General features: G+C 42.7%; 24 protein-coding genes and 1 pseudogene. 1 reads left to right on the top strand and 24 read right to left on the bottom strand.

All coding sequences use genetic code 11. The features are described 5' to 3' along the window. Nucleotides 1-56: 56 nt before the first annotated feature. The 24 genes and pseudogenes from I2H52_RS00665 to nrdR all read right to left on the bottom strand — a co-directional run bounded on the left by I2H52_RS00665 (nucleotide 57) and on the right by nrdR (nucleotide 24803). Nucleotides 57-953, bottom strand: a complete 897-nt coding sequence (locus tag I2H52_RS00665; protein WP_045616798.1) for an ROK family protein — start codon at nucleotides 951-953, stop codon at nucleotides 57-59. A gap of 17 nt (nucleotides 954-970) precedes the next feature. Continuing rightward, nucleotides 971-1888: a dihydrodipicolinate synthase family protein gene (locus tag I2H52_RS00660; protein ID WP_195593668.1), complete on the bottom strand. Its 918-nt coding sequence runs from the start codon at nucleotides 1886-1888 to the stop codon at nucleotides 971-973. A 170-nt stretch (nucleotides 1889-2058) separates the two neighbouring features. Continuing rightward, nucleotides 2059-2703 (bottom strand): YesL family protein, encoded by a 645-nt coding sequence (locus tag I2H52_RS00655; protein WP_045616796.1) that lies wholly within the window; start codon nucleotides 2701-2703, stop codon nucleotides 2059-2061. Nucleotides 2704-2723: 20 nt separating this feature from the next. Continuing rightward, the gene (locus I2H52_RS00650; protein ID WP_045616795.1) at nucleotides 2724-3176 is read right to left on the bottom strand and encodes a YhcH/YjgK/YiaL family protein; all 453 of its coding nucleotides are present in this window, start codon (nucleotides 3174-3176) and stop codon (nucleotides 2724-2726) included. 228 nt (nucleotides 3177-3404) lie between these two features. Beyond that, nucleotides 3405-4244 (bottom strand): carbohydrate ABC transporter permease, encoded by an 840-nt coding sequence (locus tag I2H52_RS00645; protein ID WP_001183243.1) that lies wholly within the window; start codon nucleotides 4242-4244, stop codon nucleotides 3405-3407. A gap of 15 nt (nucleotides 4245-4259) precedes the next feature. After that, a complete protein-coding gene (locus I2H52_RS00640) occupies nucleotides 4260-5126 on the bottom strand; it encodes a carbohydrate ABC transporter permease (RefSeq protein ID WP_161800156.1) in 867 nt (288 codons plus the stop codon). 220 nt (nucleotides 5127-5346) lie between these two features. Then, nucleotides 5347-6675 (bottom strand): ABC transporter substrate-binding protein, encoded by a 1329-nt coding sequence (locus tag I2H52_RS00635; protein ID WP_045616794.1) that lies wholly within the window; start codon nucleotides 6673-6675, stop codon nucleotides 5347-5349. A 114-nt stretch (nucleotides 6676-6789) separates the two neighbouring features. Next, a complete protein-coding gene (locus tag I2H52_RS00630; RefSeq protein WP_045616793.1) occupies nucleotides 6790-7488 on the bottom strand; it encodes an N-acetylmannosamine-6-phosphate 2-epimerase in 699 nt (232 codons plus the stop codon). A gap of 200 nt (nucleotides 7489-7688) precedes the next feature. Continuing rightward, on the bottom strand, nucleotides 7689-8669 hold the full coding sequence (locus tag I2H52_RS00625) for an acetylxylan esterase (protein WP_195593666.1): 981 nt from the start codon (nucleotides 8667-8669) through the stop codon (nucleotides 7689-7691). A gap of 158 nt (nucleotides 8670-8827) precedes the next feature. Beyond that, a complete protein-coding gene (locus I2H52_RS00620; RefSeq protein ID WP_045616791.1) occupies nucleotides 8828-9310 on the bottom strand; it encodes an acyl-CoA thioesterase in 483 nt (160 codons plus the stop codon). Between the two features lie 310 nt (nucleotides 9311-9620). Further along, the gene (gene recG / locus I2H52_RS00615; protein WP_324252958.1) at nucleotides 9621-11663 is read right to left on the bottom strand and encodes an ATP-dependent DNA helicase RecG; all 2043 of its coding nucleotides are present in this window, start codon (nucleotides 11661-11663) and stop codon (nucleotides 9621-9623) included. Further along, complete coding sequence (gene alr / locus I2H52_RS00610; protein WP_195593662.1) at nucleotides 11654-12757, bottom strand: alanine racemase; 1104 nt, start codon at nucleotides 12755-12757, stop codon at nucleotides 11654-11656. Before alr ends, recG begins: the two co-directional genes overlap by 10 nt. Beyond that, a complete protein-coding gene (gene acpS, locus I2H52_RS00605; protein ID WP_025171527.1) occupies nucleotides 12747-13109 on the bottom strand; it encodes a holo-ACP synthase in 363 nt (120 codons plus the stop codon). Before acpS ends, alr begins: the two co-directional genes overlap by 11 nt. Before the next feature lie 45 nt (nucleotides 13110-13154). Further along, nucleotides 13155-14186 carry a 3-deoxy-7-phosphoheptulonate synthase gene (locus tag I2H52_RS00600; RefSeq protein WP_195593660.1) on the bottom strand — a complete coding sequence of 344 codons (1032 nt, stop codon included), beginning with the start codon at nucleotides 14184-14186 and terminating at the stop codon, nucleotides 13155-13157. A 1-nt stretch (nucleotide 14187) separates the two neighbouring features. Further along, entirely contained in the window at nucleotides 14188-15219 is a 1032-nt protein-coding gene (locus tag I2H52_RS00595) for a 3-deoxy-7-phosphoheptulonate synthase (protein WP_061588658.1), read from the bottom strand. 79 nt (nucleotides 15220-15298) lie between these two features. Further along, entirely contained in the window at nucleotides 15299-17812 is a 2514-nt protein-coding gene (secA, locus tag I2H52_RS00590) for a preprotein translocase subunit SecA (protein WP_195593658.1), read from the bottom strand. A 143-nt stretch (nucleotides 17813-17955) separates the two neighbouring features. Beyond that, nucleotides 17956-18246 carry a hypothetical protein gene (locus tag I2H52_RS00585; protein WP_007521166.1) on the bottom strand — a complete coding sequence of 97 codons (291 nt, stop codon included), beginning with the start codon at nucleotides 18244-18246 and terminating at the stop codon, nucleotides 17956-17958. A gap of 132 nt (nucleotides 18247-18378) precedes the next feature. Further along, on the bottom strand, nucleotides 18379-18975 hold the full coding sequence (locus I2H52_RS00580; protein ID WP_000812473.1) for a LemA family protein: 597 nt from the start codon (nucleotides 18973-18975) through the stop codon (nucleotides 18379-18381). 160 nt (nucleotides 18976-19135) lie between these two features. Beyond that, nucleotides 19136-20008, bottom strand: coding sequence for a TPM domain-containing protein (locus I2H52_RS00575; RefSeq protein ID WP_195593656.1), 873 nt, complete (start codon nucleotides 20006-20008; stop codon nucleotides 19136-19138). A 227-nt stretch (nucleotides 20009-20235) separates the two neighbouring features. Beyond that, the gene (gene der / locus I2H52_RS00570) at nucleotides 20236-21546 is read right to left on the bottom strand and encodes a ribosome biogenesis GTPase Der (RefSeq protein WP_045616786.1); all 1311 of its coding nucleotides are present in this window, start codon (nucleotides 21544-21546) and stop codon (nucleotides 20236-20238) included. A gap of 13 nt (nucleotides 21547-21559) precedes the next feature. Then, a pseudogene (locus I2H52_RS00565) lies at nucleotides 21560-22272 on the bottom strand (NADPH-dependent oxidoreductase). After that, a complete protein-coding gene (dnaI, locus tag I2H52_RS00560; protein WP_195593654.1) occupies nucleotides 22269-23165 on the bottom strand; it encodes a primosomal protein DnaI in 897 nt (298 codons plus the stop codon). The pseudogene I2H52_RS00565 and the gene dnaI overlap by 4 nt, the downstream one beginning before the upstream one ends. Beyond that, a complete protein-coding gene (locus I2H52_RS00555) occupies nucleotides 23166-24329 on the bottom strand; it encodes a DnaD domain protein (protein ID WP_195593652.1) in 1164 nt (387 codons plus the stop codon). Next, nucleotides 24330-24803, bottom strand: coding sequence for a transcriptional regulator NrdR (gene nrdR / locus I2H52_RS00550; RefSeq protein ID WP_001203678.1), 474 nt, complete (start codon nucleotides 24801-24803; stop codon nucleotides 24330-24332). It lies immediately after the preceding gene. A gap of 140 nt (nucleotides 24804-24943) precedes the next feature. Between nrdR and I2H52_RS00545 the strand changes: the two genes are divergently transcribed. Next, nucleotides 24944-25309, top strand: a complete 366-nt coding sequence (locus I2H52_RS00545) for a GntR family transcriptional regulator (protein WP_167265239.1) — start codon at nucleotides 24944-24946, stop codon at nucleotides 25307-25309. Nucleotides 25310-25313 lie beyond the last annotated feature (4 nt).

Raw genomic sequence — 25313 nt, 5'->3', positions numbered from 1 at the left:
TTCAAACCACGTCAGCTTCGCCTTGCCGTACTCAAGTACTGCCTACGGCTAGCTTCCTAATTTGCTCTTTGATTTTCATTGAGTATAAAATGATAATAGGCACCCAACATACCTGCTGTGTTTTGGTGATGGGCAAATTCTAATCGTGTTTTTTCAGCTAGGCTTGGCACCAAGGCCGCCTTCAAGGCTGTGCGGATCTTCGGTTTGAGGATAGCCTCTTGCCCCATGATCCCGCCACCGAGAATGACCACTTCTGGATTGGCAACGTAGCAAATATTTGCCAGACCTTTTCCAAGGTAATCTACCATGCGGTCAATGCCAGCCATGCAGACCTTGTTTCCTTCTGTGGCCTCCTTGAAGATGCGTCGGCCATTCCACTGGTCGACTGAGTCACCATGAGCTGCTGCTACATACTCCACCAAGGCTGTGGTAGAAGCAAGATCTTGGAAAGCTCCATCCTGCATATGCATATAACCGACTTCGCAGGCTGAATTGCTAAATCCATGGAAAACTTTCCCATCCATAATCAAGCAACCACCGATACCTGTTCCAATGGTCAAACAAAGTGTCACACTCGCTCCCTTGCCTGAACCAGATACTGCCTCAGCAAGACCAGCACAGTTGACATCATTTTCAATTTCACAAGGAATATTAAAGCTAGTCTCGATTTCCTTCTTGAACTGGGTTCCTGCATAATTCGGAATTTGCGGACCAGCATAGAAGATTTCACCCTTGTCAGGATCCACCATTCCTGCAGAAGAAATGGCAACACCTGCTACCGGACCCTTTTCTAAATAGCTGGCAACGATATCTTTTGTCTTTTGTAAGATATGGGGTCCACCCTTATACGCCTCAGTTGGCATTTCATGCGATTCAACAAGTTGGCCTTCTTGGTCAATCAAACCATATTTGATGTTGGTTCCACCAATATCAATTGCAACGTAGTGTGTCATAAATACCTCCTTATGGATTAGAGGAAGCGCTCCTTGGTTTCACGAATCAAGGCTGCTGCTGCTTCTACAACTGGTCGATCTTCTTCAGCCACTGGTGTCAATGGTGAACGAACTGATCCAATGTTAAGTCCCTCATTGATTTTCAAGACTTCTTTGATCACACCGTACATATTTCCATGTGCAGCAGTCAATTTACCAATGATTGCATTGATAGCGTATTGCAATTCACGCGCTGTTTCCAAATCTTTCTCTGCAATCAACTGATTGAGTTTCAAGAAGAGTTCTGGCATCGCACCATAAGTACCACCGATACCAGCCTTAGCACCCATGAGGCGACCACCTAGGAACTGTTCATCTGGACCATTGAATACGATGTGGTCTTCTCCACCAAGGCTGACAAAGGTTTGGATATCTTGAACTGGCATAGAAGAGTTCTTAACACCGATAACACGAGGATTCTTCAACATTTCAGTATAAAGACTTGGAGTCAAAGCAACACCTGCTAATTGGGGAATGTTGTAGATAACATAGTCTGTATTTGGTGCTGCAGCACTAATGTCATTCCAGTATTTAGCAACTGAGTACTCAGGCAAACGGAAGTAAATAGGTGGGATTGTTGCGATAGCATCTACTCCCAAGCTTTCCGCATGGCGAGCAAGCTCCATACTGTCTTTAGTATTGTTGCAAGCTACGTGAGCGATGATGGTCAATTTTCCTTTGGCAACTGCCATGACTTCTTCCAAAATCAACTTGCGGTCCTCTACGCTTTGGTAGATACATTCACCAGAAGAACCGTTGACATAGAGACCTTGAACTCCCTTATCAATGAAGTATTGAACCAAAGCACACGTACGCTCTGGACTTACTTCTCCTTGATCATCATAACATGCGTAGAAGGCTGGAATGACACCTTCGTATTTTTTCAAATCTGACATAGATTTTCTCCTAAGATTTCTTTTTTCTGCTGAGAGCAGTTCTATTCTTTACAAGTTTAGTATACACCTTGTGAAAATCGCTTTCAATATCTTGTATACACTTAGATTTTAGTTTCTACTTGTATTTTAGAAACTGTAACGATTGAAAGTAGTTTCAGAAACAAATCATCCTACTGGTATTTGCTGAAGATTTTCTCCATCAAACCTGCTTGGAGAAAGACTAGCAAGCCAAAACCAAAGAGGATAAAAGCCGACCCACCCAAAAGGAGAGTGAAGGCGGATAGATAAAGAACCATCACAATGAGAAAGAGAATGGCTAACATGAGGAAGAACCACGGAAAGTTAAAACTTGCCAAGATAAGCCCTTTTTGCAGCACTTCTTTCCAAGACAAATCATAGCGCGCAGCGATGGGATAACTAGCCAACATCACCAGAGTGAGGAAGATGAGAATCCCCAAACAAATAGCTTTCACAATCTGGAAAGGTAAAGCTGTCTGACTCCAGAAAAGATAGAGGTCTAAAAGACTCAACAAAACTATGCCCAACTCCAGCAAACCTAACTGGAAACCCAGTTTCAGATTTTGCTTGAAGGTTCTTAGATAGGTTCTGAAAACAGGTACTCGCCTGCTTCTCTTAATCTCAAACATGGTCTCGTAAAGGCTGATTTTCGCCACTCCAATCGTCACGATGGGCAAACAAGAGACGACAAAAAGAAGATTGGCTGTCACGATATCCAAGACCTTCTCACTGAAACGCATGAGAAAATTATCTGTATCAAATGCTGCCTTGATAAGGCTTACTCCTTTTTGTGCCATGTTTACTCCTCCTGATTCTTTTAATCAATCAAAATTTTAAAGAGATATTTGCGAACCTTCTCTTCCATACCTGCATAGCCATTTGGCTGGTGCGGTTCTCCTGGGAAGAAAATTGCAAAATTGTGATAGCCCAACAATAGTGGGTAGTGTTCATGACAATGGACAAAGCCAATGTCGCTCGCTTCATCGAATGCTACCGCTTCGTCTTTGATACGTGAACCGTAGCTCGAATATTCATGTCCTTCTACCAGCAAATGCAAATCTGCATAGTTCTTATGGTGCTCAAACTGATCATTTTCAGCTTGATTGAGGACATTTTCCTGAACAACTAGAAAGACCTTGTCCCCGTCAATCTCATACTTACCGAGTTCGAAAGAATCCTTACGGTGCTGGTAGAGATAGTCGATAGCCTTGTCTAGATTGGGATGGATCCCCTTGTAAAAGGCGATGTTTTTCAAATCGTCAAAAATCATACTGTTTCCTTCATTTCTGATAGTTAACTTGAATCATAAATTAAGTTTATAAGTGTCTGACAAAACCTCATGAAGTAACTGCATTCTCTCCATTTTGTAGACACTTATAACTTTATATTCTCTTATACTCAATGAAAATTGAAGAACAAACTAGGGAGCTAGCCGAATGCAATACTTAAGTATGTCAAGGTGATGCTGACGTAGTTTGAATTCGATTTTCGCAAGGTCTTATCCTTTAACAGCTCCCATAGTGATACCCTGAGTGAAGGATTTTTGGAAGACAAGGAAGACGGTTACGATTGGCACGGCTGCAAGAGCTGCACCTGCCATGATTAAACCGTAGTTGGTTGCCATTTCGGCCTGCATGGTCGCAACCCCGAGTGAGATAGTCAAGTTTTGACGTGAAGTCAACATAACCAACTGCATAAAGTAGTCGTTCCAAGTATTGATGAAGGTAAAGATTGCAAGGGCTGCAAATCCTGGTTTCACAATAGGGAAGGCTACGCTCCAGAAAGTACGAATCTCACCACAACCGTCGATTTTAGCTGATTCAAGCAATTCAGTTGGGATGTTTTCGCTGAACTGTTTCATGAGGAAAACCCCAAATGGCCATCCAATCAAAGGCAAAATCACTGCCCAAAGAGTATCGTGAATTCCCATGAAGTTGACGATACGTACCAATGGTACAAGGACAACTTGTTTTGGAAGTGCCATGGCAGCGATAAAGACTGCAAAGAGGATGCGTTGACCATAGAAACGTTTTTTAGCCAAGACATAACCTGCTAGGGAAGAGGTTGCACAGACTAGGAACATGGTTACCAGTGAGATAAATACAGAGTTCCACATCCACTGCATAGCAGGGTTTTGCACCATGAGTTGTTGGAAGTTTTCCATGGTTGGCATTTTAGGGAACCACTGTGGCGGAATCATAATGGTATCAGGCTGTGATTTGAAGGCCCCTGTCAAGATCCAGTAGAATGGAAAGATGAACAGTACGGTCAACAAGAGCAAGATAATCGTTGAGATAACAGTGAAAGCTGTTAAAGGTTTCTTTTGTGTAGGTTGCATAACTGTCTCCTTTCTTTAGTATTCTACGTCGTTTCCGAGGATCTTGAATTGAGCAAAGCTGACAATGGCAATCATCACTGCCAAGAAGACACCGATGGTATTTGCATAGCCGTATTCTGTCAATTGGAAGGCTTTTTCGTAAAGGTAGTACATCAAGGTACTTGTTGAGTAGTTTGGACCACCAGATGTCAAGAGCTGAATCAAGGCGAAACATTGGAATGAGTTGATGGTTGTAATAATCGCGATGTAAAGAGTTGTTGGAAGAAGGCTAGGCCATTTGATCTTCCAGAACACTTGGAACTCAGTCGCACCGTCAACACGCGCTGCTTCAACAAGTGAGTTATCAATATTTCCCATAGCAGCGATATAAAGGATAATCGGTTGCCCAACAGATGTTGTCAAAAGGATGATCATAATCGCTAGCAAAGCCCAGTTTTTATCACCCAACCAAGAAATGTTTTGGCTGATGATATGACTTGACTTGAGGACAAAGTTCAAAATCCCTGATAGAGGGTCATAGATCCATTTCCATACAACTGTTACGGCAACACTACCTGTTACAACCGGTAGGAAGAAGACGAAACGATAGAAAGATCGAGCAATCGCATTTTGATGATAGGTTTGAGATGCTACAAAGAGCGAGAAGAGAACCACAATTGGAACAGATCCAATAACCAGAATAACGGTATTGATCAAAGACTTCATAAAGACAGGGTCTTTAAACATACGAATGTAGTTGTCCAAGCCCACAAACTCAAATTTAGTCATGGAGTAGTTAAAGAAACTTGTAATGAACCCCATAATCATAGGAGCCAAGACAAAGATGACAAAGAAGAATAACACTGGTGCTAGGAAAGCATAGGAAATCACTGTTTCCCGCATACGAATTTTATTGACTTTCACAGTCGGCACCTCTCTTTCAAATAGAATAGTTTTTGATTTTCTTGAACTGTTTTAAAACCAAAATGAAATTTTTTAAGATTCGCTTATGTAAGAACTTCATTTTAATTTCGTGACAGTTCCTACCATTTCAAACAAAAGTCCCCCTTTTCTTACACCGTAGTGCACAGGGAAAAGGGGGGGAATCAATCTGACTTAGTGCTTATTGTTTTGTAGCTTTTTTGATTGTTTCGTTAGCTTTTTCAGTGAAGGCTTTCAAAGCATCCGCTGGTTTTTCGTCACCATTTGATACAGATTGCAACATTGGGAACCAAAGTGTTCTCATTTCAGCAAATCCATCGATAGTGTTGTAGTATGGTGAGTAGTATTTAGTCCAGCTGCTGATTGTTTCCATACGTTTGTCTTCATAAAGTTTGCCAAATGAAGTACGAACTGGGAAGGCACCTGTACGAACAACGTCTTTAGGACCCCATTCTTTGTCATCAGCGATGAATTGAACGAATTTCTTAGCAGCTGCGACTTTCTTGTCATCTTTGTTGTTAAATACTGCAAATCCGTTTACAAGGTATTCAAGAGATGGTTTACCAGAGTCTGATGGGAATGGTACTTCTACCACGTCTACCTTACTTGCTTCCAAGAGTTTCGCTTGGATACCGTTTTGAGCTGGTGCCCAAAGGATTGTATATGAAGTTTGACCGTTCGCAAAGTTTTGGATATCTGCTCCACCGTCAAATTGTGAACCATTGTTCAACAAACCGTCTTTAATCCAGCTAGCAGCTTTTTCAAGACCTTTGACAAATTTAGGATCGTCGGTTGTATATTTCGTTACTTTTTCATCTGTTACAGAACCGCCATAAAGGTTTGCGATGAAGGCACGTGTTCCTTGGTCTCCCCCTTGACCAGAACTGAACAATGAACCTGGTGTATAGCCTTTATCTTTAAGCGCTTTCAAAACTTTTTCAAAGTCATCAGTTGTCCAACCTTCTTTTACAAGGTTTGCAACTCCAGCATCTTCCAACATTTTCTTGTTCATAGCCATGTAGAATGGTGCTGAACTGATTGGATACATGTAAGCTTTGTCGCCAGCCTTACTTGCTTGTACGATGTTTTCGTTGTTAACATCTTTGACGAATTCGTCTGTGAAGAGGTCGTTCAACTCAGCCAATTTACCATTTTTACCGTATTGGATGATACGTCCTGGAGCGTCAAAAAGTACGTCTGGCGCTGTTCCTGCTTCGATAGCTGTTGTGATCTTTTCAGGTCCTGACTTGAAGTCGATGGTTTCCAATTTCACTTTTACATCTGGGTTTGCTTTTTCGAAAGCTTCGATGATTGATTTTTCATAAGTTCCAACACCATCGCCCGTTTTTTCTTGTGTGAAGACTGGGAATGCCCACCAAGTGATTTCTGTTTTTCCGCTATCGCTACCAGAATTTCCAGCATCTTTACTTCCACCAGAGTTACCACAAGCAGCAAGGCCAAGAATCGCAGCGCCCGCAAGTACTGTACAAGCTAGTTTTCTAAATTTCATTTGTATTCTCCTAATTGATAAGCGTATCCATATTGGATAATGAGTAAGTTTATATTTGTATACGTTTTCATTTCATCCGACGCATCGACCACTCTCCTCTTTTTTGAGATTGTGTTATTTAAGACCGGCAACAAAGCGTTCCGTAATCTCTTTTGGTCTAGTAATAGCTCCACCAACAACGATACCTCGCACCCCATATTCAAGGATTTGCTTAGCTTGTTCTGGTGTATGAATTTTACCTTCAGCGATGACATCCACCCCTGCTTCACACAGTTTTTTGATCAGTTCAAAGTCTGGACCATCTACTTTGGGACTATAAGAGGTGTAGCCTGATAGAGTTGTTCCAACAAAATCAATCCCTGCTTCAACTGCTGCGATTCCCTCTTCAAACGTACTGGTATCAGCCATTAAGAGTTGATGCGGATATTTTTCTTTGACTTGTCGGATAAAGTCTTGGATTCCCAAACCATCGTAACGTTCACGTTTGGTACAATCCAGAGCAATGACCTCAATGTCTAGTTCAGCCAGTTCATCAACTTCTCTCATCGTAGCTGTAATGAAAGGCTCCTGTGGCGGATAGTCACGTTTGATAATCCCGATAATCGGAAGTTTCGTAACCTCCTTAATCTCCTTGATATCGCGAACACTGTTTGCTCGGATACCGACTGCTCCACCTTGCTCAGCCGCTTTGACTAGCAAGGGAATGACTCCTCCCGCTTCTGTATAAAGCGGTTCGTGAGGAAGTGCCTGGCAAGAGACAATGATTCCATCTTTGATTTGTTCAATCAAGGCTTCTTTGCTGATCTGTGGCATCCTCTTTCCTCCCTTTCTTGTTCTTATGGGCTTATTATATATCATTTGTTAAGCGCTTTCAATAACTTGTAGTAGAATAGATTTCAGTTTCAAAACTATTTTATAGAACAGACTATCCTGAAAGTAGTTTCAGAGAGTCATCTATTTTAAATAATTTTTATTAAAAAACAAAAAAGAGAGCTCCTGGGCTCTCTCATTCATTATCTTGCGTACTTAAAAGGAATCTCACTACCACAGAGCCAGTTATAAACTTGGTCATTGACAAAAACATTCATGGCTTCGTGGGTATACTCAGGCATGATGCGATAGGCCTTTTCGCAAATTAGACGATTGTAAATTGCAAACTGGGTAATAGGATAGCAAACATCGTCATCCAAGCCCGTAATCATCTTGACCTCACCTTGAATGCGATGGGCAAGATTTTTCACATCGATGTAGGCAAGGGTCGCCATGATTTCCTCCTCTGTTTCATGGAAAGGATCGTGGAACTTGAAATAACGGAAGAGTTCATCATAGGCTTCACTGGTATTGCCAATCTCAAGCACTCGTCTAAAGTCAGACAAGAAAGGATAGATGGCAACTGTTTTCTGAATCCTAGGATTGAGCGCCGCTGCAACCAGGGCTAAAGCCCCTCCTTGTGAGGCGCCATAGCTAGAAAGTCTTTCCTCATCTACCTGAGGTAGACTAGCAACAATTTCGATCAACTGGTAAATATCCAGATAGACATCCTTATAAAAGAGATGTTCCCGACCTTCCACAGCACCACGGATGATATGCCCCTTCACCGTATTTCCTAGTGGAGAGCGCAAGCCGTCTTGCGAATAGCCCGACTGGCCCCGCACATCCATGGAAACAACACCGTAACCAGCCACCGTATAGGCCAGCATGTCAGCCCAGTCCCAACCACGCCCCATGTATCCATGGAAATGGAAAATTAGCGGAACCTTCTCCTCAGTCTTTGGAAGGACGACGCGTGCATAGACCTTGCCTTCATTAGTTCCCTCAAAGGTCAGTTCATAGCACCTTACTTGAGGAATATGGAAATCCTTTTCCTCCCACTGGTAGGCAGGAAGGACTGAAACTTTTTTGACTTCCTCATCCCAGAAAGCATCAAAATCTTCTGGAACTTCATCCCGTCCTAGATAGGTCTTGATTTCTTCTAACAAAGCTGGGTTTTTCATAGCGTGCTCCTTTTAATTTGTAATCGTTATCATAACTGTAGCATATCTAGAAAAGCAATGCAAGAAAGAATGGTAAACAGAAAGTGATTTTAAATTCTCCTCCCTCAAACGCATCGTTTGAAAGTAGTTTTAAAATCTTAAACTTCTAATCCTCCGTTTTACATATGATCCTTCACAGCAACTGCTACCATTTTGGCTTTGGCACGGACTTTAGTAGCCACTGTCATCTCCATAGAAATAATTGCTTTCCTTTTTCCTAATTTCTCCAATGTAGAAGTGACTACAATTTCATCTTCAATTGGACTAGGACTAAGGTAATCAATCTCCAAGCGAGCAGTAATAAAACGTCCTATCACAGTTGATTCCGTCAGTTCCAACCCTTTTTGATGATGGGCAAACCAAGCTGCTGACGCCGTACCATGGCAATCAAAAATAGTCGCTATCATTCCTCCAAAGACATTTGAAGGAACTCCACCAGTATAAGCATTCTCAAGCTTTATCCGACTAATACAACTACTCCCATCTACACTTGGATAGGTTTTTAAATGTAAACCTAAATCATTCTTTGGACCACATCCCCAACAATGCTGGAATCGTTCTCCATACCTATCCTGGATCGCAATCGTTCTGGTTTCTAACATTCTTTTCACACCTCCTTACTCAGATGGGGTCATTATATCAAGCTTCAGTCAAAGAGTAAATAGGCTTGGAGACTAATATCTTTTTATCACTTGACTAAGTTTGATTTATAGCCGACCATTTCATAAAAATAAAAAGAGCGTTTCCGCTCTCTGTGTATCAATAGGTGCTAGCTCCTTTCTCTAGTCTGGTGGTTTGGAATTTCTTTTGGTAGGTTACTTTAATAGTCATGTGAGAGTCTTCGTTTCTTTTTGATGACTCTAGTATAAGACCCAAACCTAAAAGCTAGCTTATAGATTTCTTAGAAAAGGCTTAATCCAGATGTTCTCTCTTTTCTAGGTGGAGAGCAATCATGCGCCATTCTGGATCCTCTTGCCAACCTTCTATCGAACTAATGTAGCTGGCAACTTTTCTGGCTTCTTCTAAAATCGGAAAATCTTCGATGATATCCGCCACTTGGAACTCCGGCAGTCCTGATTGTCTGGTTCCAAAAATCTCACCAGAACCACGCATTTTCAAATCTTCCTCCGCAAGGATAAATCCATTAGTCGTTTCTGTCATGATGCGCATGCGGTCCTTCCCAGAATCCGTCTTGGGATTAGCCACAAGAACAGCATAGGACTGCTTGTCCCCCCGACCCACACGGCCTCTGAGTTGGTGAAGTTGGCTGAGACCGAACCGGTCGGCATCCATGATAATCATGACGGTCGCATTAGGGACATTGACCCCAACCTCGATAACAGTTGTCGAAACGAGAATATCTGTTTTTCGCTCTTTGAAATCCTGCATGATTTGGTCTTTTTCATCACTTTTCATTTTACCATGTAAAAGAGCCACTTCAGCCATACCAGCAAAATGAGCTGTCAACTCCTCAGATAAGGCAATGGCATTTTTCAGATCCAGAGCTTCTGATTCTTCAATCAAGGGAGAGATGACGTAGGCTTGAGAACCTTTTTGAATTTCTCCCTCTAACCAAGTCAAGACCTGAGGCAACTGCTCATGCTTAATCCAGCGCGTCACAATAGGCTTCCGTCCTGCTGGCATCTGGTCGATAATGGAAACATCCATATCACCAAAGGCTGTGATGGCCAAAGTTCGTGGAATGGGAGTTGCCGTCATCATGAGGACATCAGGATTGTCCCCTTTTTCACGTAAAATACGCCTTTGCCCCACACCAAAACGGTGCTGCTCATCAATGATAATCAATCCAAGACGAGCATAATCCACTCCATCTTGTATCAAAGCATGAGTTCCGATAATCAAATCAGCCTCACCCTTTGCTATGGTCTCCAAGACTTCTCTTTTTTCTGCAGCTTTCAAGGATCCAGTCAAGAGAGCGAGTTTCAAGTCTGGAAAGAGACCCTGTAGACTTTCAAAGTGTTGCTCTGCTAGGATTTCTGTTGGCACCATGAGAGCTGCCTGATAGCCAGACGTCACTGCCGCAAACATAGTCAAGCCAGCGACCACCGTTTTTCCACTCCCCACATCCCCTTGCAGGAGACGATTCATGTGGTGGTCCGACTTCATATCAGTTAAAATTTCCTGCAAACTCTTTTCCTGAGCTGAGGTCAGGGCAAAAGGAAGATTTTCTTTAACGGCTGTCACTTTTTCCTGAGACCAATTCAGAACCAGACCGCTTCCCTGAACTCTATTTTCAGACTTGAGTGACTGCAACTGCATCTGAAAATAAAAGAGTTCCTCAAATTTGATCCGACGAAGGGCCTGCTTGTATTCTGCCAAATCCTTAGGAAAATGCATGGCACGGACAGCCTGACAATGGGACATGAGTTTGTATTTATCAAGTAAAGACTGGGGAAGATTTTCCTCTATCAAGAGGTCCAACCCCTGATCAAAGGCTGTCTTAATGACCTTGACCAGACTGGCCTGATTGATTCCTTGAGCCAGACGATAAACCGGTTGGAGGTCATCTTCCACTTGAGCTAGAACCTTCATCCCAGTCAAACTGGCCTTGGCACGGTCCCATTTCCCAAAGACAGCAAGAGTTGCACCTAACTCTATCTTATCAGCCAGATAGGGTTGGTTAAAAAAATTCACCGCAAAAACGACCTCTCCCTGCTTGAGGCTAAAACGCAGGCGATTGCGCTTGAAACCATAATACTGGACACTGGCAGGAGTCACTACCTGACCAGACAGAACAGCCTTTTCTCCATCTTCCAACTCTAGCACCTGCTTGGTCTTGAAATCTTCATAACGGAAAGGAAAGTAGAGCAAGAGGTCTTGCAAGTTTTCAATTCCTAGTTTGGCGTATTTCTCTGCTGACTTTGGTCCCACACCAGGTAAGACATGCAAGGGTTGGTGTAAATTCATGCTCCACTCCTTTCTTTTTAATAATATTCTCTCGGAATGCGGTCGCTGAGGAGACAAACCACCTCATAGTTAATAGTTCCACGATAGGTCGCTACCTGAGTAGCTGTGATTTCCTGGTCACCGTTGGAGCCAATTAAGGTTACTTTTGTTCCTAGAGGGTAAACCTTAGGTAATAGAATGGTGATTTGATCCATTGAAACCCGACCGACGATTGGGCACGCTTGTCCATCTACCAAGACGGAGAAATTCTGCATGTCTCGTGTCCAACCATCCGCATAACCGATTGGCACCGTCGCAATGACTTGCTCACTATCCGCCTGATAGGTCGCCCCATAGCCCATGCAAGCTCCAGCCGGAACTGTCTTGACATGAACAAGGGCAGACTCCAAGGTCAAGGCTGGAGTCAAATCATAGGGCAAGTCCAAGACCTCTCCACTAGGATTCAGGCCATACATGGCATCTCCCATACGAACCGCATTGAAAATAGTCTCTGCATGCCAGAGGGTCGTTGCCGAGTTGCTGGCATGAATCAGCTCTGGAACATCCTTCATACTTGCCAAAATAGTTTTAAATCGTTCTAACTGGGTATTAAAATAAGTGTCTGATTCTTCATCTGCAGTCGCAAAGTGGGTAAAAATTCCCTCAACACGAGCGCCGTGTTGTTGGAGCAAGGCATGAGCCTGATCCGCTTCACTGGCTTCTCTAAAACCAATTCGTCCCATTCCTGAATCAATCTTGAGGTGGACAGTTAAGCCAGATAAATCTGTCTCCCTAGCTAAGAGCGCTTGAATCCACCCCAGCCCAGCCACTGTCATGGTGATGTCGTATTCTTTAGCTAGGTCAACGGCTTCTAGCTCAGAAACTCCTAAGATGAGAATTTTCTTGTTAAGTCCAGCCTGACGAAGTTCAATAGCTTCATCAATATTGGAAACACAAAATCCATCAACATCATTTTGAATAGCCTTGGCAACAGCAACTGCTCCATGACCATAGGCATTGGCCTTGACCACTGCCCACTTGAGCGTTCCTTCAGGGATATGATCACTCATTTGCTGGATATTTTGTCGAATGGCTCCCAGATATATCAGAGCCTTGGTCGGTCTATGTGGACTAGCTTTCATGATTTTCCTCCAAAATGACACTGGCTGTCACAAACTGATCTGTGTGGCTGATAGATAGCCAAATCTTTCCTGAAAATGGTGCCTGACTAAAATAAGGCGCGCCTCGTTCATTGTTCAAAACTTCCAAATCCTGAAAGGTCAGTTTGCCAATTCCTGTCCCCATAGCCTTGGAAAAAGCCTCCTTAGCCGACCAACGACCTGCCAAGTATTCGATTTGTCTGCGCCCTTTGAGACTGGCAAAACGCTCCATTTCTTTAGGGGTCAGCACGCGCTTAGCAAAGCCCTCACGTCGTGTAACTGCGTTTTCTATCGAAGCCAATTCTTCGATGTCAATTCCGTGTCCAACTATCATACTCATCAAAAGGAGCTGAGATTCCCCCAACTCCATCCTTTTCACTTATTTTGTTAAGGTAGTATAAATTTCTTCTACCAAGGCTACTGTATTTTCCCAACCTAGACAAGGGTCAGTTATGGAGCAGCCAAAGACCTCTGGTTGGTTTTGACGACCATCTGCTAGGTAAGATTCGATCATAAAGCCTCGAACCGTCTTTTTAATCTTTTCATTCCAGTCACGATTCAGCAAGGATTGGCGAACAATGCGGATTTGTTCCATATACTGCTTGCCAGAATTGTCATGATTGGTATCGATGATGATAAAGGGCTTTTCAAGTCCCATGGTCTCATAACGGTTGATAGCGTTTAAGAGGGTTTCATAGTAGAAGTTGGGTTCATTTTTACCATATTCGTTCATGGCGCCACGAAGAATAACGTGGGCCAAGGGATTTCCTGAAGTCTCCACTTCTTGGCCATGGTAAAGGAAGGTTTGCTTGTTTTGAGCTGCATAGATAGCATTAAACATAACCCCAAGGTTTCCGGATGTCGGATTTTTCATCCCAACTGGAGCATCAATCCCAGAGGCTACAAAGCGGTGTTCCTGGTCTTCCACTGAACGAGCTCCTACAGCATGGTAGCTGACCAGATCATCGACCAAAAGGAGATTAGACGGATAAAGCATCTCGTCAGCCGTAGTCAATCCCGTCTCCGTAATCACACGGTAGTGGAGCAGACGAACAGCCTGCAAACCATTGATGAGACTAGGAGCCTCACTAGCATTTGGCTGATGAATCAAACCCTTATAGCCATCTCCATTGGTACGAGGTTTAGCTGTATAGACACGCATGACGATAAAGATTTTATCCGCAACTTTTTTCTGCAAGTCAGCTAAACGGCGGGCATATTCCAAAACAGCCTCTTCATTGTCAGAAGAGCAAGGTCCCATTACCAAAAGAATTCGGTCGTCCTCACCCGAGATGATGGCTGCCAACTCTTGATCTCGCACTTCCTTATAACGCAAGACTTCAGGTGACAACTGGGTCGCAGCCTTGATTGCTTCAATATCAATTTCTTGACCTTTTTCGATAAATGCCATCTTACTCTCCTAGCGTTTGGTAAATTTCGCGAACAAGTGCTTCTGTGTTGTCCCATCCTAGACACGGATCTGTAATGGACTTACCAAAAACTTCTGGCTCATTTTGACGTCCATCTTCTAGATAGGACTCAATCATAAAACCACGAACATATTTTTTGATCTTCTCATTCCAGTCACGGTTAATCAAGGTCTGACGAACGATACGGATTTGATCCATGTACTGCTTGCCCGAATTATCATGATTGGTATCGATGATGATAAAGGGATTTTCCAAGCCCATCTTTTCATACTGATCAATGGTATCCATCAAATTGTCATAGTAGTAGTTAGGAATATTTTTCCCGTATTCATTCAAGGCACCGCGAAGAATGGCGTGGGACAATGGATTCCCTGTTGTTTCCACCTCTTTACCGAGGAAAAGGAAACTCTGTTTATTTTGCGCTGCGTAAATCCCGTTAAACATAACATTGAGATTTCCAGATGTTGGATTTTTAAATCCTGTTGAAAAGTCTGCTCCACTCGCTACAAAACGGTGCTGTTGATCCTCTACAGAACGAGCTCCAACAGCCATATAAGAAATCAAATCATCCACCAGCGGAAGATTTTCAGGATAAAGCATCTCATCCGCTGTTGTCATACCAGTCTCGGTAATCACACGGTAGTGCAGTTGGCGAACAGCCTTGATTCCATTGATCAAGCTAGGTGCTTCTTTAGCATTTGGTTGATGAATCAAGCCCTTATAGCCATCTCCATTGGTACGAGGTTTAGCTGTATAGACACGCATGACCATAAAGATACGGTCTTTGACCTCTTCTTGCAAGGCAGACAGGCGCTTAGCATACTCGAGGACTGCCTCTTCATTATCAGATGAACATGGTCCAATCACCAAAAGAACACGCTGGTCTTCTCCACGGATGATAGCTTCCAATTCCTGATCACGTTGTTTTTTTCTCGCAAGAGCCGCCCCCTCTAATTTAGACAAGGCGCGAACTTCTTCAATGTTAATTTTAGGACTTTTAGCTTTAAATACCATGATTCATCTCCTTATAAAGCAAACGGACACCAAGTAAAAAATGATTTTCACCAGGTATCCGCCTGTATCTTATCTCATATTATTGTCTCTTACCATGACAGTTTTTAAATTTCTTACCAGATCCACATGGACATTGGTCATTTCGTCCGACTTGGCTCAAGTCCACATCTTTTGGAAGCTGAGTCTGCTGCGCTGCGATATTACGAGTCGCAGTTGTACTGATATTGTGTTCAGTTTGAGGACGTTCCTGTTCGTGGATTTGTGCTTTCATCATCAAGCGGGTCACATCAAATTCAATTGATCCAATCATGTCATTAAACATGCGGAAACCTTCTGCTTGATATTCTACGACAGGATTGTTTTGGGCATATCCACGAAGACCAACAGCATTTCGCAACTGATCAAGAGCATCGATATGGTCTGTCCACTTGTTGTCTACAACACGTAGGATCAAGACTTTTTGGAATTCTTTTACTGCATCTTCGTCACGAAGCTTAGCAACTTGGCTGTCATAGACTTTCAAGGCACGTTGGAAAAGTTCATCTTTGATGGCCTGATCTGACAGACCTGCAAGATCTGAACGGCTGATTGAATCTTCTGGGAGCAAGTTATACTTAGCAAAGTTCAGGATTGCTTCCAGTTTTTCATCTTCTTTCGAACGAGCATGTGCATCTACGATTCGGCCAATGGTACGACGGATCATAGCATGGATTTCAGGTGCCAAGTCACGGTCTGCAGTAATGACATCATAACGTTGTGCATAGATGATTTCACGTTGTTCACGCATAACGTCATCGTATTGAAGGACTTGTTTACGAGTATCGTAGTTGTTTCCTTCCACACGTTTTTGAGCTGCTTCAACTTGACGCGTTAACATGCGAGATTCGATAGCTTCATCAGACATGTTGAGACGTTCAAAGACACCTTTCAAACGTTCTGAACCAAAACGTTTCATCAAATCATCTTCAAGAGACAAGTAGAATTGTGACTCACCTGGGTCTCCTTGACGTCCTGAACGTCCACGAAGCTGATTATCAATACGGCGACTTTCGTGGCGCTCAGTACCGATAACGCAAAGTCCACCAAGCTCACGAACCCCTTCACCAAGCTTGATGTCGGTACCACGACCGGCCATGTTGGTTGCGATAGTAACGGCGCCACGCTGACCAGCGTTCATGATGATTTGCGCTTCTCTGTAGTGGTTCTTCGCATTCAAGACTTCGTGAGGGACACCCGCCTCTACCAGTTTCTTAGAAAGGAAGTCACTCGTTTCAACTGCAACTGTACCTACCAAGACCGGCTGACCTTTTTGGTGACGAGTTTTTACATCTTCAACTACAGCCTTAAACTTCGCATCAAGACTGGCATAGAGAAGGTCTGAGTGATCGATACGTTGGATTGGACGGTTAGTTGGGATTGGGATAACACGAATGTTATAGATTTCACGGAACTCTTCTTCTTCTGTTTTACCAGTACCTGTCATACCTGCCAATTTCTTATACATACGGAAGAGGTTTTGGTAGGTAATAGAAGCTGAAGTCTTGGTCTCATCTTGAATCGGCACACCCTCTTTAGCTTCAATCGCTTGGTGCAAACCATCAGAGTAACGACGGCCTTCCATAGTACGACCTGTAAATTGGTCGACGATCAAGATTTCTTGCTCTTCACTAACCACATAGTCGATATCGAGAATCATGATATAGTTGGCACGAAGGGCATTGTCAACAAAGTGTGTAAGAGCTACATTTTCGACATCATAGAGATTTTCCAGTTTGAAATAGCTCTCAGCCTTGTCAATCCCAGAATCAGACAAACCAATCGTCTTAGACTGAATGTCAATAATATAATCATCCTTGTCCAAAGACTTCACAAAATGATCCGCCATATGGTAGAGCTGACTCGTTTCAACTGCATTAGCACCTGAAACAATCAAAGGAGTACGGGCTTCGTCGATCAAGATCGAGTCAACCTCATCGACCAAGGCATAATTGAGTGGACGTTGCACCATGTTTTCTGCACGAACGACCATGTTGTCACGAAGGTAGTCGAAACCAATCTCTGAGTTGGTTGAGTAGGTAATATCGCAAAGGTAAGCCTCTTTTTTCTCCATTGGAGATTTTGCTGCCAAGTTAATCCCTACTGACAAACCGAGCCATGAGTACAATTCACCCATTTCAGTCGCGTCACGTTCTGTTAGGTATTCATTGACTGTAACTACGTGAACCCCTTTACCTGCAAGGGCATTGAGGTACACTGGCATAGTCGCTGTCAAGGTCTTCCCTTCACCGGTACGCATCTCTGGAACGTCACCATGGTGAAGAACAATCCCACCCATGACCTGAACCTTATAAGGGAAAAGCCCGAGGACACGTTTTGCTGCTTCACGTACTACCGCAAAAGCTTCATATAGCAATGAATCAAGTGATTCACCCTTGTTGTAACGTTCTTTAAATTCGTCAGTTTTTGCTTTTAGCTCTTCGTCTGACATCGCAGCCATTTGGCTCTCATAATTAAGAACCTTATCAGCCATCTTTTCTAGACGGCGAAGTTCTCCTTTATCATTTTCAATAATCGTTTTTAAAATATTAGCCATGATTTTCCTTACTTTTTATTCTGAATATTTTAGAATGTTCTTTTCATTTTAGCATATTTACTATTATTTTTCAAGAAAGAATCCTTGTTTTACAAAGGGGAAAAAAGGACTAGCTACTAGTCTAGTCCTTCATTTTTTAATGTTTAATTTCCCAAGAATACAGGCAGTATCCCAAAATACCAAAAGAGATTGATCCAGAAGGCCAAGCAAAAGATAATTCCAAAGATGAGAAGACTGATTTTTTTAATCAGCACGGAGTATAGGATGGATAAAACGCCAAAGACCACGAAGAGTTTTTTCATAACGAAATAATATACTGAAACTCCTCCTATTTGCCAATCCCAAGGAAGGAAAAACATGAGGAACCAGAGAAGGCAAATCGTAAGAGTATATCTCTTGTAGTGCGCTTCAAGAAAGGCTTTTGTTTTCTCCATAGCAAACCTCCATTTGAGTCACTGTCTCCTCCCTTTTATTATACCAAAAAAACCTGGAAAAAGCTTTCCAGGTTCGGATTTGAAATCACTAGTCATACTAGAAAAATTACTTTATTCATAGGCTGATTCACTTTATTGACTTGATGAAGATGTTCCAAAATCGACCTTAGGAACTGTCTTGGCTTCTTCTGTTTCTTTAAAGGTTTCAGCTTCTTTAAAGTTCATCATATTCGCAAAAAGCACGGTTGGAAAACTTCTCAACTTTTGATTGTACTCAGCTGCGACCTTATTATAATCCTTGCGTGCTACAAAGATACGATTTTCACTTCCTGAAAGTTCGACCATTAGTTGCTCAACATTTTGATTGCTCTTGAGTTCTGGATAATTCTCCGTCAAGGAAATCAAGCGGGAAAGAGCAGAGCTCAATTCTCCCTGAGCCTTTTGGTTTTCTTCCGAAGTTACTGAGCTACTACCGATTTTAGCTCTAGCATCAGCAATCTTGGTAAAGACTTCGGTTTCATGATTCATTTGTCCTTTAACGGACTCCACCAAGTTACCAATCAAGTCCGAACGACGTTGGAGGGCTGTCGAAACATCGGCCTGAGCCTGCTCCACTTTAGTCTGTTCACCAACCAGACCATTATAGGTCGTCACTGCGGAACAACTTCCCAGAACTAGTAGTCCAAAAAAGATCGCCACTATTGAGAGAATTACTTTATTTTGTTTCATATCAAAACCTTAACACTTTCTTTTATCAACTTTTCTGAGAAAATACTCAGATTTTAAATCAATTTCCCAAACTTTGTTTTTATTTTTAATTAAGGAGTGAACTCTTGCAAAGGAGTCACCTTACTGTATGGAGAAATCGGTTTGAGCAATATATGATCATTCACCAATCATCAGACGAACCACCGCCATCAAAGCCACCGCCGTCCCAGCCTCCAGATGAGTCGGAGCCTGAGTCAGACCAAGAGGAGCCCGAATCAGACCAAGAGGAACCTGAGTCTGATGAGTCACCGCCCCACCAGCCACCGCCAGAATCATCTCCACGTGAACCGCCACCACGACCACCAAATAGAAATCCGATAATCATCACGATAAAGTAAATGAGAACTCCAAATCCGATAACTCCGTCGCTCGAACTGCTTTTTCGATGCTGTTTCGAAGATCGACTCTCAGCGGTATATTTTTCAATTTCTTTTAGACGACTAGAATTAGTAGCATAGTCGTAACTACTTTTAGAACTTGAAGCAGTCGTACTCGATCCACTATAAAACATGTAGTTGAGATTGTTTGCTATAGAAAGAACTCCATTGCTGTAGTCTCCCTTTTGAAAGTAAGGTCGTGCTGTTTTCAAAAATCTATTGGTCTGATAGTCCGTGATCTTACTGGCCACATTATTACTGGTTTCAATCCGTGATTTTCTATCCTCAACAGCGACCACAATCAAGGCGCCGTTGTTGTCTCCCGAGTAGCCAATCTTCCAAGCTCTAGCTGTTTCGTTAGCTACAGTTTCGATTGTTTCTCCATCCAGGCTTTTCACAACGTAAACGCCCACTTGGAATTTTTCTGCTTTTTGACTATTTACCTTATTCAAGCCTTGGATCAGTCTGATTGTATCATCAGTCAGATAGTGATTGGGATCATAGATTCCGTACTCTGGTTTTTCAGGTGCTGTGAATGCTGACAAGAATAGAAAGACCATCAGCAATCCAAGCAAGCGAACCAACAAACTATTTTTAAATAATTTGATTCTTTTCATAATAACCTCCCTGATAAAGGAAAATTGATTTAAGGAATTATAGCATTTTGATTTTTACAAAGAAAGTGCATTTTCATTACAAATAGGTTACAAAAGTTAAGAAAATGATTGAATTTTGATGACAGATTTTCCCTTCTATTGGACAGGATTTTTTCACCTATTTTATAGAAAAAAAGAAGACATACTAGCCTTCTTTTAAGTTATTCTTATTGAAAAATATGCAAGGCTTACTTGCGTTTTCTTGCGATCAAGTGAATCGGGGTTCCTTCAAAGACAAAGGCCTTGCGGATTTGATTTTCCAAGAAACGCAAGTAAGAGAAGTGCATGAGTTCTTCTTCATTGACAAAGATGACAAAGGTTGGTGGCTTGGTTGCCACTTGGGTTGCGTAGAAAATCTTGAGGCGTTTTCCTTTGTCTGTCGGTGTTGGATTGATAGCAATGGCATCCATGATGACATCGTTCAAGACAGCTGATGGGATACGCGTGTTTTGGCTTTCGCTGATTTGCTTAATCATCTCAGGCAATTTGTGGAGACGTTGCTTGGTTAGAGCTGAAACAAAGACAATCGGTGCGTAAGGCAGGTATTGGAACTGCTCACGGATATCTTCTTCCCAGTTCTTCATGGTGTGGTTGTCTTTCTCAAGAGTATCCCATTTGTTAACCACGATGATCATTCCTTTACCCGCTTCGTGGGCAAAACCTGCGATACGCTTGTCGTACTCACGGATACCTTCTTCGGCATTGAGGACCATCAAGACAACATCTGAACGGTCAATGGCACGCATAGCACGCATGACAGAGTATTTTTCTGTATTTTCGTAGACTTTACCTGACTTACGCATACCAGCCGTATCAATCATGGTAAACTCTTGTCCATCCGTATCTGTAAAATGGGTATCAATGGCATCACGCGTTGTTCCAGCTACTGGACTAGCAATCACGCGATCTTCTCCCAAAATAGCGTTAATCAAACTTGATTTTCCAACGTTAGGACGGCCAATCAAGCTAAATTTAATCACGTCTGGATTTTCTTCTTCAACTTCGTGTGGTAGATTTTCCACAATGGCATCCAGCACATCACCCGTACCGATACCGTGGACAGACGAAATTGGCAGCGGTTCGCCCAATCCTAGCGCATAGAAATCAAAAATATCATTTCGCATCTCGGGATTGTCAACCTTGTTAACAGCAAGGATAACAGGCTTATGGGTTTTATAGAGTTTGCGGGCTACGTACTCGTCTGCATCTGTGATTCCTTCTTTCCCAGACACCACAAAGACGATGACATCAGCTTCTTCCATAGCGATTTCTGCTTGGTGTTTGATTTGCTCCATGAAGGGAGCATCGACGTCGTCAATCCCTCCAGTATCAATCATACTGAAAGAACGGTTGAGCCACTCACCCGTTGCATAGATACGGTCACGTGTCACACCCTCGACATCTTCTACGATTGAGATTCGCTCACCAGCGATTCGGTTAAATAGGGTTGATTTCCCAACATTGGGACGTCCTACAATGGCAACAGTTGGTAAGGCCATGTTTTCTCACTTTCTACAATAACTTTTTCTGTTCTAGATTCTTCCGAGTTGAACTAGGTTCGGCTTGACCAAACTGCTCTGCCAAACGCTGACTCCAAGAGGTTGTCGCACGCGCACCAGCATAGTCTGCCTGCACTTGGTCATAGTTCGAAATCGCTTCAACTGGTTGTTCTTGGTATTCTTCTTCAAATACCACTTGGTTCAAAGGCAGTCTTGGTTTGACATCGTGTTGTTGATCTGGCACGCCAAGGGCAATCCCAAAAACAGGGTGGTATAGTCAGGCAAATTAAAAAGCTCTGCCACTTCTTCTGACTTGTAACGGACCAAACCGATGATAACACCACCATATCCCAGACTCTCTGCTGCAAGCAAGGTGTTTTGCCCTGCAAGCGCAGCGTCCACAGACGTGATAAGGAGACCTTCCACTCCTTGAGGTTCGAAACTGTCCGTATGAAGGCTTGCTCCCTTTTCAGCTCGGTTCAAGTCACCGACAAAAAGCAAAAAGGCTGCTGACTGGCGAATGGCTTCCTGAGGAACCAGTTCGTATAGGGCATCTTTCTTCTCTTGACTACGCACAAGAATCACAGAGTAGGATTGGAAATTTTTCCAAGATGACGCCATTTGAGCAGCAGTCAAGATTTCATTTAAGTGTTCTTGAGGAATTTCTTCCTCCTTAAAGCGACGAACTGAAGTATGAGCTTTCATTAGTCTAATGGTTTCTGTCATCGGCGATTCTCTCCTTCTAGTCTTGTTTCCTCAGCCAAATAACGAATCCGTTCCATAACCCGTCTAGCTTCCCAAGTCTCATCATTTCCATTCTTTCCTTTGGCAAAATGTTTTTCCAAATCTTGGAAATTAAAGTTGGAAGTAAAGAAGGTCGGCAAATCTTCCTGCATGCGGTACTGGAGAATGACTTGGAGAATCTCATCACGCACCCAAGGGGTAGACTGTTCTGCACCAATATCATCCAAGACCAAGACTTCTGCTAACTTGATGTCATCCACCAAGGTCTTCACAGATCCTTCACCGATGGCATGTTTTACATCAATGACAAAACTTGGATAGTGGAGAATGGTTGTTGAAGCACCACGTTTTTCAGATAAGTCGTGAGCCAGGGCTGCCATCATGAAACTCTTACCGACACCAAAATCTCCGTAAAGATAGAGACCTTTTCGGATACTTGGGTAAAGGTCAACAAAGGCATAGAGTCTTTCAAAAATAGGCAAACGTCCTAAGTCATCTAGGTCAATCTGAGCCAATTTCGCTTTCTTGAGACTTGCTGGTAGATTGATCAACTTGAGACGATTCTTGATGGCCGCTTCTTTTTCAGCCGCGATTAGTTCTGGTGTTTCCTCATAAGATACATCCGCGTAGCCATGATTCATGACCAAGATAGGCTTGTAGCCACGAGCTATATAGTCAGCATCCCCACGAAGAAACTTATCCCGTTCTGTGATATATTGGTTGAACTTGGAAATGCTACGATTTAACTCCTCTTGGCTGAGGGATTCTTTCTGGATAAAAGCCGCTACATCAGGGTCCTTCATAATCTGCTGGACCAAGTCCTGATACTGAAAACGACTTGTCTGACGTTTGATTACATCACCAACACTTTCCATCTAGTCTCCTCCTTCTTCTAATCGGGCTAACATTTCTTGTTTTTTGCGTTCTAGTTCCAGACGAGTTTCCTCACTGGTTTGATTCTTGTATTCTGGATTACTCCACTTAGGAACATTTGTCTTAATTGAGCTGACCTTGTTTTTCTGTTCTTCTTGTCCTTTTTGCTGACGCTCTCGAATCCGAAGCACAGCCTCTTCTGCTGTCCGAATTTTTTGATAAGCATAGTCATTTGCGACCTTCATGGCATATTTTTCATTGACATTTGCCGAATCAACCTTGTTAAAGGTTAAAAGCAAGACGATATTGATGACTTCGTCCAACAAGCCTAAAGACGCCATCTGATGAAGGAGTTCTCTTTCACTTTGGGTGATGTTTCCTTTACGTGTTTGTTTGATTTCGGCTAAAAATTCCAGGGGAGTTTTATTTTTGGCTTCCCTGATAATGGTCATTTCTTTGGGGCTAAAGTCAGAAGACGCTGGTTTTTGCGCTATCTTTTCACGCATGCGTTTGACTGAAATAACCTGAGCCACTGTAGTCGCCTTAGCTAATTGATAGGTTTCAAACCAAGTCCATTTTTTTTCATCTGCGATGGCAAACAATTCCAAAACATCCGTTTGCTCATCTTCAAAACGCAAGCCATCTCGAGCCATCAGCTGCTGGAAATGTTCCAAGTCAAAATCATTTTTTAACTTGCTTTTAGACTCGCTTGGTGTCACTTCTTCAGTCAGGGTTGGAAAGACTTGGCTCAAAGAAACAGAGAGTGCTTCTCCCTCACTTGGAACCTGCTTCATAGCAGAAACAGCTGTATCCCCAATCTTTTTCTCTAATAATCTACTATAGACAGAATGACTTAAAAAATCCTGACTGGAGAGGGGAGAATGAAGCTGTAATTCATAAGTTTCTCCCCTTTGATAAAGGGTCAACAAATCCAAAGCAGATAAAATTTTAAAGGATTGAAGCAAGGTCGGCATGCCAAAGTTTAAGTGGTTGAGAATATGGGAAAAGAGGTGTTCTTTTTGCCCACCATCCCAAAAGGTAATGGTATATAGATAGAGGCTCAGTGCCTCCTGACCGATAATCGGGAGGTAGCACTGCACCAGAGAAGAGGTATCTTGCGACACCCGATTATTCTTTAGAAAAGAAAAACGGTCATTTGGTTTCATCTATTTTTCCTTTTTCTTTTTAGAGGACTGGGTGATTTGCTGGAGCAGGCTCTCCAACTCACTAACATCCTTAAAGCTACGGTAAACACTGGCAAAACGAACATAGGTAATCTCATCCAGCTCTGCCAATTCTTCCATGACTAAGGACCCAATGTATTCACTTTGGATCTCATTCTCACTGCGACTACGGAGTTTTTGCTCAATACGATTGACCACCATGTTGATTTCATCACTTGACACAGGACGCTTCTGGGCTGAGCGGATAATCCCATTAAAGATTTTATCTCTCGAAAATTGTTCTCGCGTACCGTCTTTTTTGACGACAACCAGCGTTCTTTCTTCTACTCGTTCATAGGTTGTAAAACGATGCTGACACTCGTCGCACTCACGTCTTCGACGGATGGTATTTCCTTCTTCGGCCTGTCGACTATCAACAACACTAGACTTGGTAGCCCCACATTTTGGACAACGCATGCATTTCCCTCCTTGTCGTTTTCTTTTCATTATACCATTTTTTGATCAATTCCCAAAACAATTCTTATTTTTACTTGACAAGTTTTTTGTTTTATTGTATTATTTAATTAGAACAACAAAGATAAAGAAAGGAGACTATGATGTCCTGGTCATTTGATAATACAAAACCCATTTATTTACAGATTATGGAAAAAATCAAACTACAGATTGTTTCCCATGAACTGGAATCCAACCAACAGCTCCCTACTGTGAGAGATTTGGCGAGCGAGGCTGGGGTTAATCCCAATACCATTCAGCGCGCCTTGTCTGACCTTGAACGTGAAGGATTTGTATACAGCAAGCGAACAACTGGTCGTTTTGTCACCGAGGATTTGGACCTCATCGTTCAGTCCCGTAAACAACTTTCCGAGGAGCAACTGCAACACTTCGTCTCTTGCATGCTTCAATTTGGCTACAAAAAAGAAGAACTGCCAAATGTATTAAGCGACTATATTAAAGGAGTTTAAGACT

This window comes from Streptococcus oralis (assembly GCF_015561235.1).
In the GTDB taxonomy this organism is placed as follows: Bacteria; Bacillota; Bacilli; order Lactobacillales; family Streptococcaceae; genus Streptococcus; species Streptococcus oralis_BK.
The sequence above is the reverse complement of the archived record's forward strand: the minus strand, read 5'-3'. Positions and strand labels throughout refer to the sequence as shown.

What these genes read in the sequence shown, in the direction of transcription:
- I2H52_RS00635 (WP_045616794.1), bottom strand. Translation starts at nt 6,675, where the DNA reads ATGAAATTTAGAAAACTAGCTTGTACAGTACTTGCGGGCGCTGCGATT.
- I2H52_RS00650 (WP_045616795.1), bottom strand. Translation starts at nt 3,176, where the DNA reads ATGATTTTTGACGATTTGAAAAACATCGCCTTTTACAAGGGGATCCAT.
- I2H52_RS00655 (WP_045616796.1), bottom strand. Translation starts at nt 2,703, where the DNA reads ATGGCACAAAAAGGAGTAAGCCTTATCAAGGCAGCATTTGATACAGAT.
- I2H52_RS00545 (WP_167265239.1), top strand. Translation starts at nt 24,944, where the DNA reads ATGTCCTGGTCATTTGATAATACAAAACCCATTTATTTACAGATTATG.
- I2H52_RS00640 (WP_161800156.1), bottom strand. Translation starts at nt 5,126, where the DNA reads ATGCGGGAAACAGTGATTTCCTATGCTTTCCTAGCACCAGTGTTATTC.
- I2H52_RS00585 (WP_007521166.1), bottom strand. Translation starts at nt 18,246, where the DNA reads ATGGAGAAAACAAAAGCCTTTCTTGAAGCGCACTACAAGAGATATACT.
- acpS (WP_025171527.1), bottom strand. Translation starts at nt 13,109, where the DNA reads ATGATAGTTGGACACGGAATTGACATCGAAGAATTGGCTTCGATAGAA.
- I2H52_RS00665 (WP_045616798.1), bottom strand. Translation starts at nt 953, where the DNA reads ATGACACACTACGTTGCAATTGATATTGGTGGAACCAACATCAAATAT.
- I2H52_RS00580 (WP_000812473.1), bottom strand. Translation starts at nt 18,975, where the DNA reads ATGAAACAAAATAAAGTAATTCTCTCAATAGTGGCGATCTTTTTTGGA.
- I2H52_RS00625 (WP_195593666.1), bottom strand. Translation starts at nt 8,669, where the DNA reads ATGAAAAACCCAGCTTTGTTAGAAGAAATCAAGACCTATCTAGGACGG.
- I2H52_RS00620 (WP_045616791.1), bottom strand. Translation starts at nt 9,310, where the DNA reads ATGTTAGAAACCAGAACGATTGCGATCCAGGATAGGTATGGAGAACGA.
- der (WP_045616786.1), bottom strand. Translation starts at nt 21,546, where the DNA reads ATGGCCTTACCAACTGTTGCCATTGTAGGACGTCCCAATGTTGGGAAA.
- I2H52_RS00630 (WP_045616793.1), bottom strand. Translation starts at nt 7,488, where the DNA reads ATGCCACAGATCAGCAAAGAAGCCTTGATTGAACAAATCAAAGATGGA.
- I2H52_RS00600 (WP_195593660.1), bottom strand. Translation starts at nt 14,186, where the DNA reads ATGGCATTTATCGAAAAAGGTCAAGAAATTGATATTGAAGCAATCAAG.
- alr (WP_195593662.1), bottom strand. Translation starts at nt 12,757, where the DNA reads ATGAAAGCTAGTCCACATAGACCGACCAAGGCTCTGATATATCTGGGA.
- nrdR (WP_001203678.1), bottom strand. Translation starts at nt 24,803, where the DNA reads ATGCGTTGTCCAAAATGTGGGGCTACCAAGTCTAGTGTTGTTGATAGT.
- secA (WP_195593658.1), bottom strand. Translation starts at nt 17,812, where the DNA reads ATGGCTAATATTTTAAAAACGATTATTGAAAATGATAAAGGAGAACTT.
- I2H52_RS00555 (WP_195593652.1), bottom strand. Translation starts at nt 24,329, where the DNA reads ATGAAACCAAATGACCGTTTTTCTTTTCTAAAGAATAATCGGGTGTCG.
- I2H52_RS00575 (WP_195593656.1), bottom strand. Translation starts at nt 20,008, where the DNA reads ATGAAAAGAATCAAATTATTTAAAAATAGTTTGTTGGTTCGCTTGCTT.
- I2H52_RS00660 (WP_195593668.1), bottom strand. Translation starts at nt 1,888, where the DNA reads ATGTCAGATTTGAAAAAATACGAAGGTGTCATTCCAGCCTTCTACGCA.
- I2H52_RS00595 (WP_061588658.1), bottom strand. Translation starts at nt 15,219, where the DNA reads ATGGTATTTAAAGCTAAAAGTCCTAAAATTAACATTGAAGAAGTTCGC.
- dnaI (WP_195593654.1), bottom strand. Translation starts at nt 23,165, where the DNA reads ATGGAAAGTGTTGGTGATGTAATCAAACGTCAGACAAGTCGTTTTCAG.
- I2H52_RS00645 (WP_001183243.1), bottom strand. Translation starts at nt 4,244, where the DNA reads ATGCAACCTACACAAAAGAAACCTTTAACAGCTTTCACTGTTATCTCA.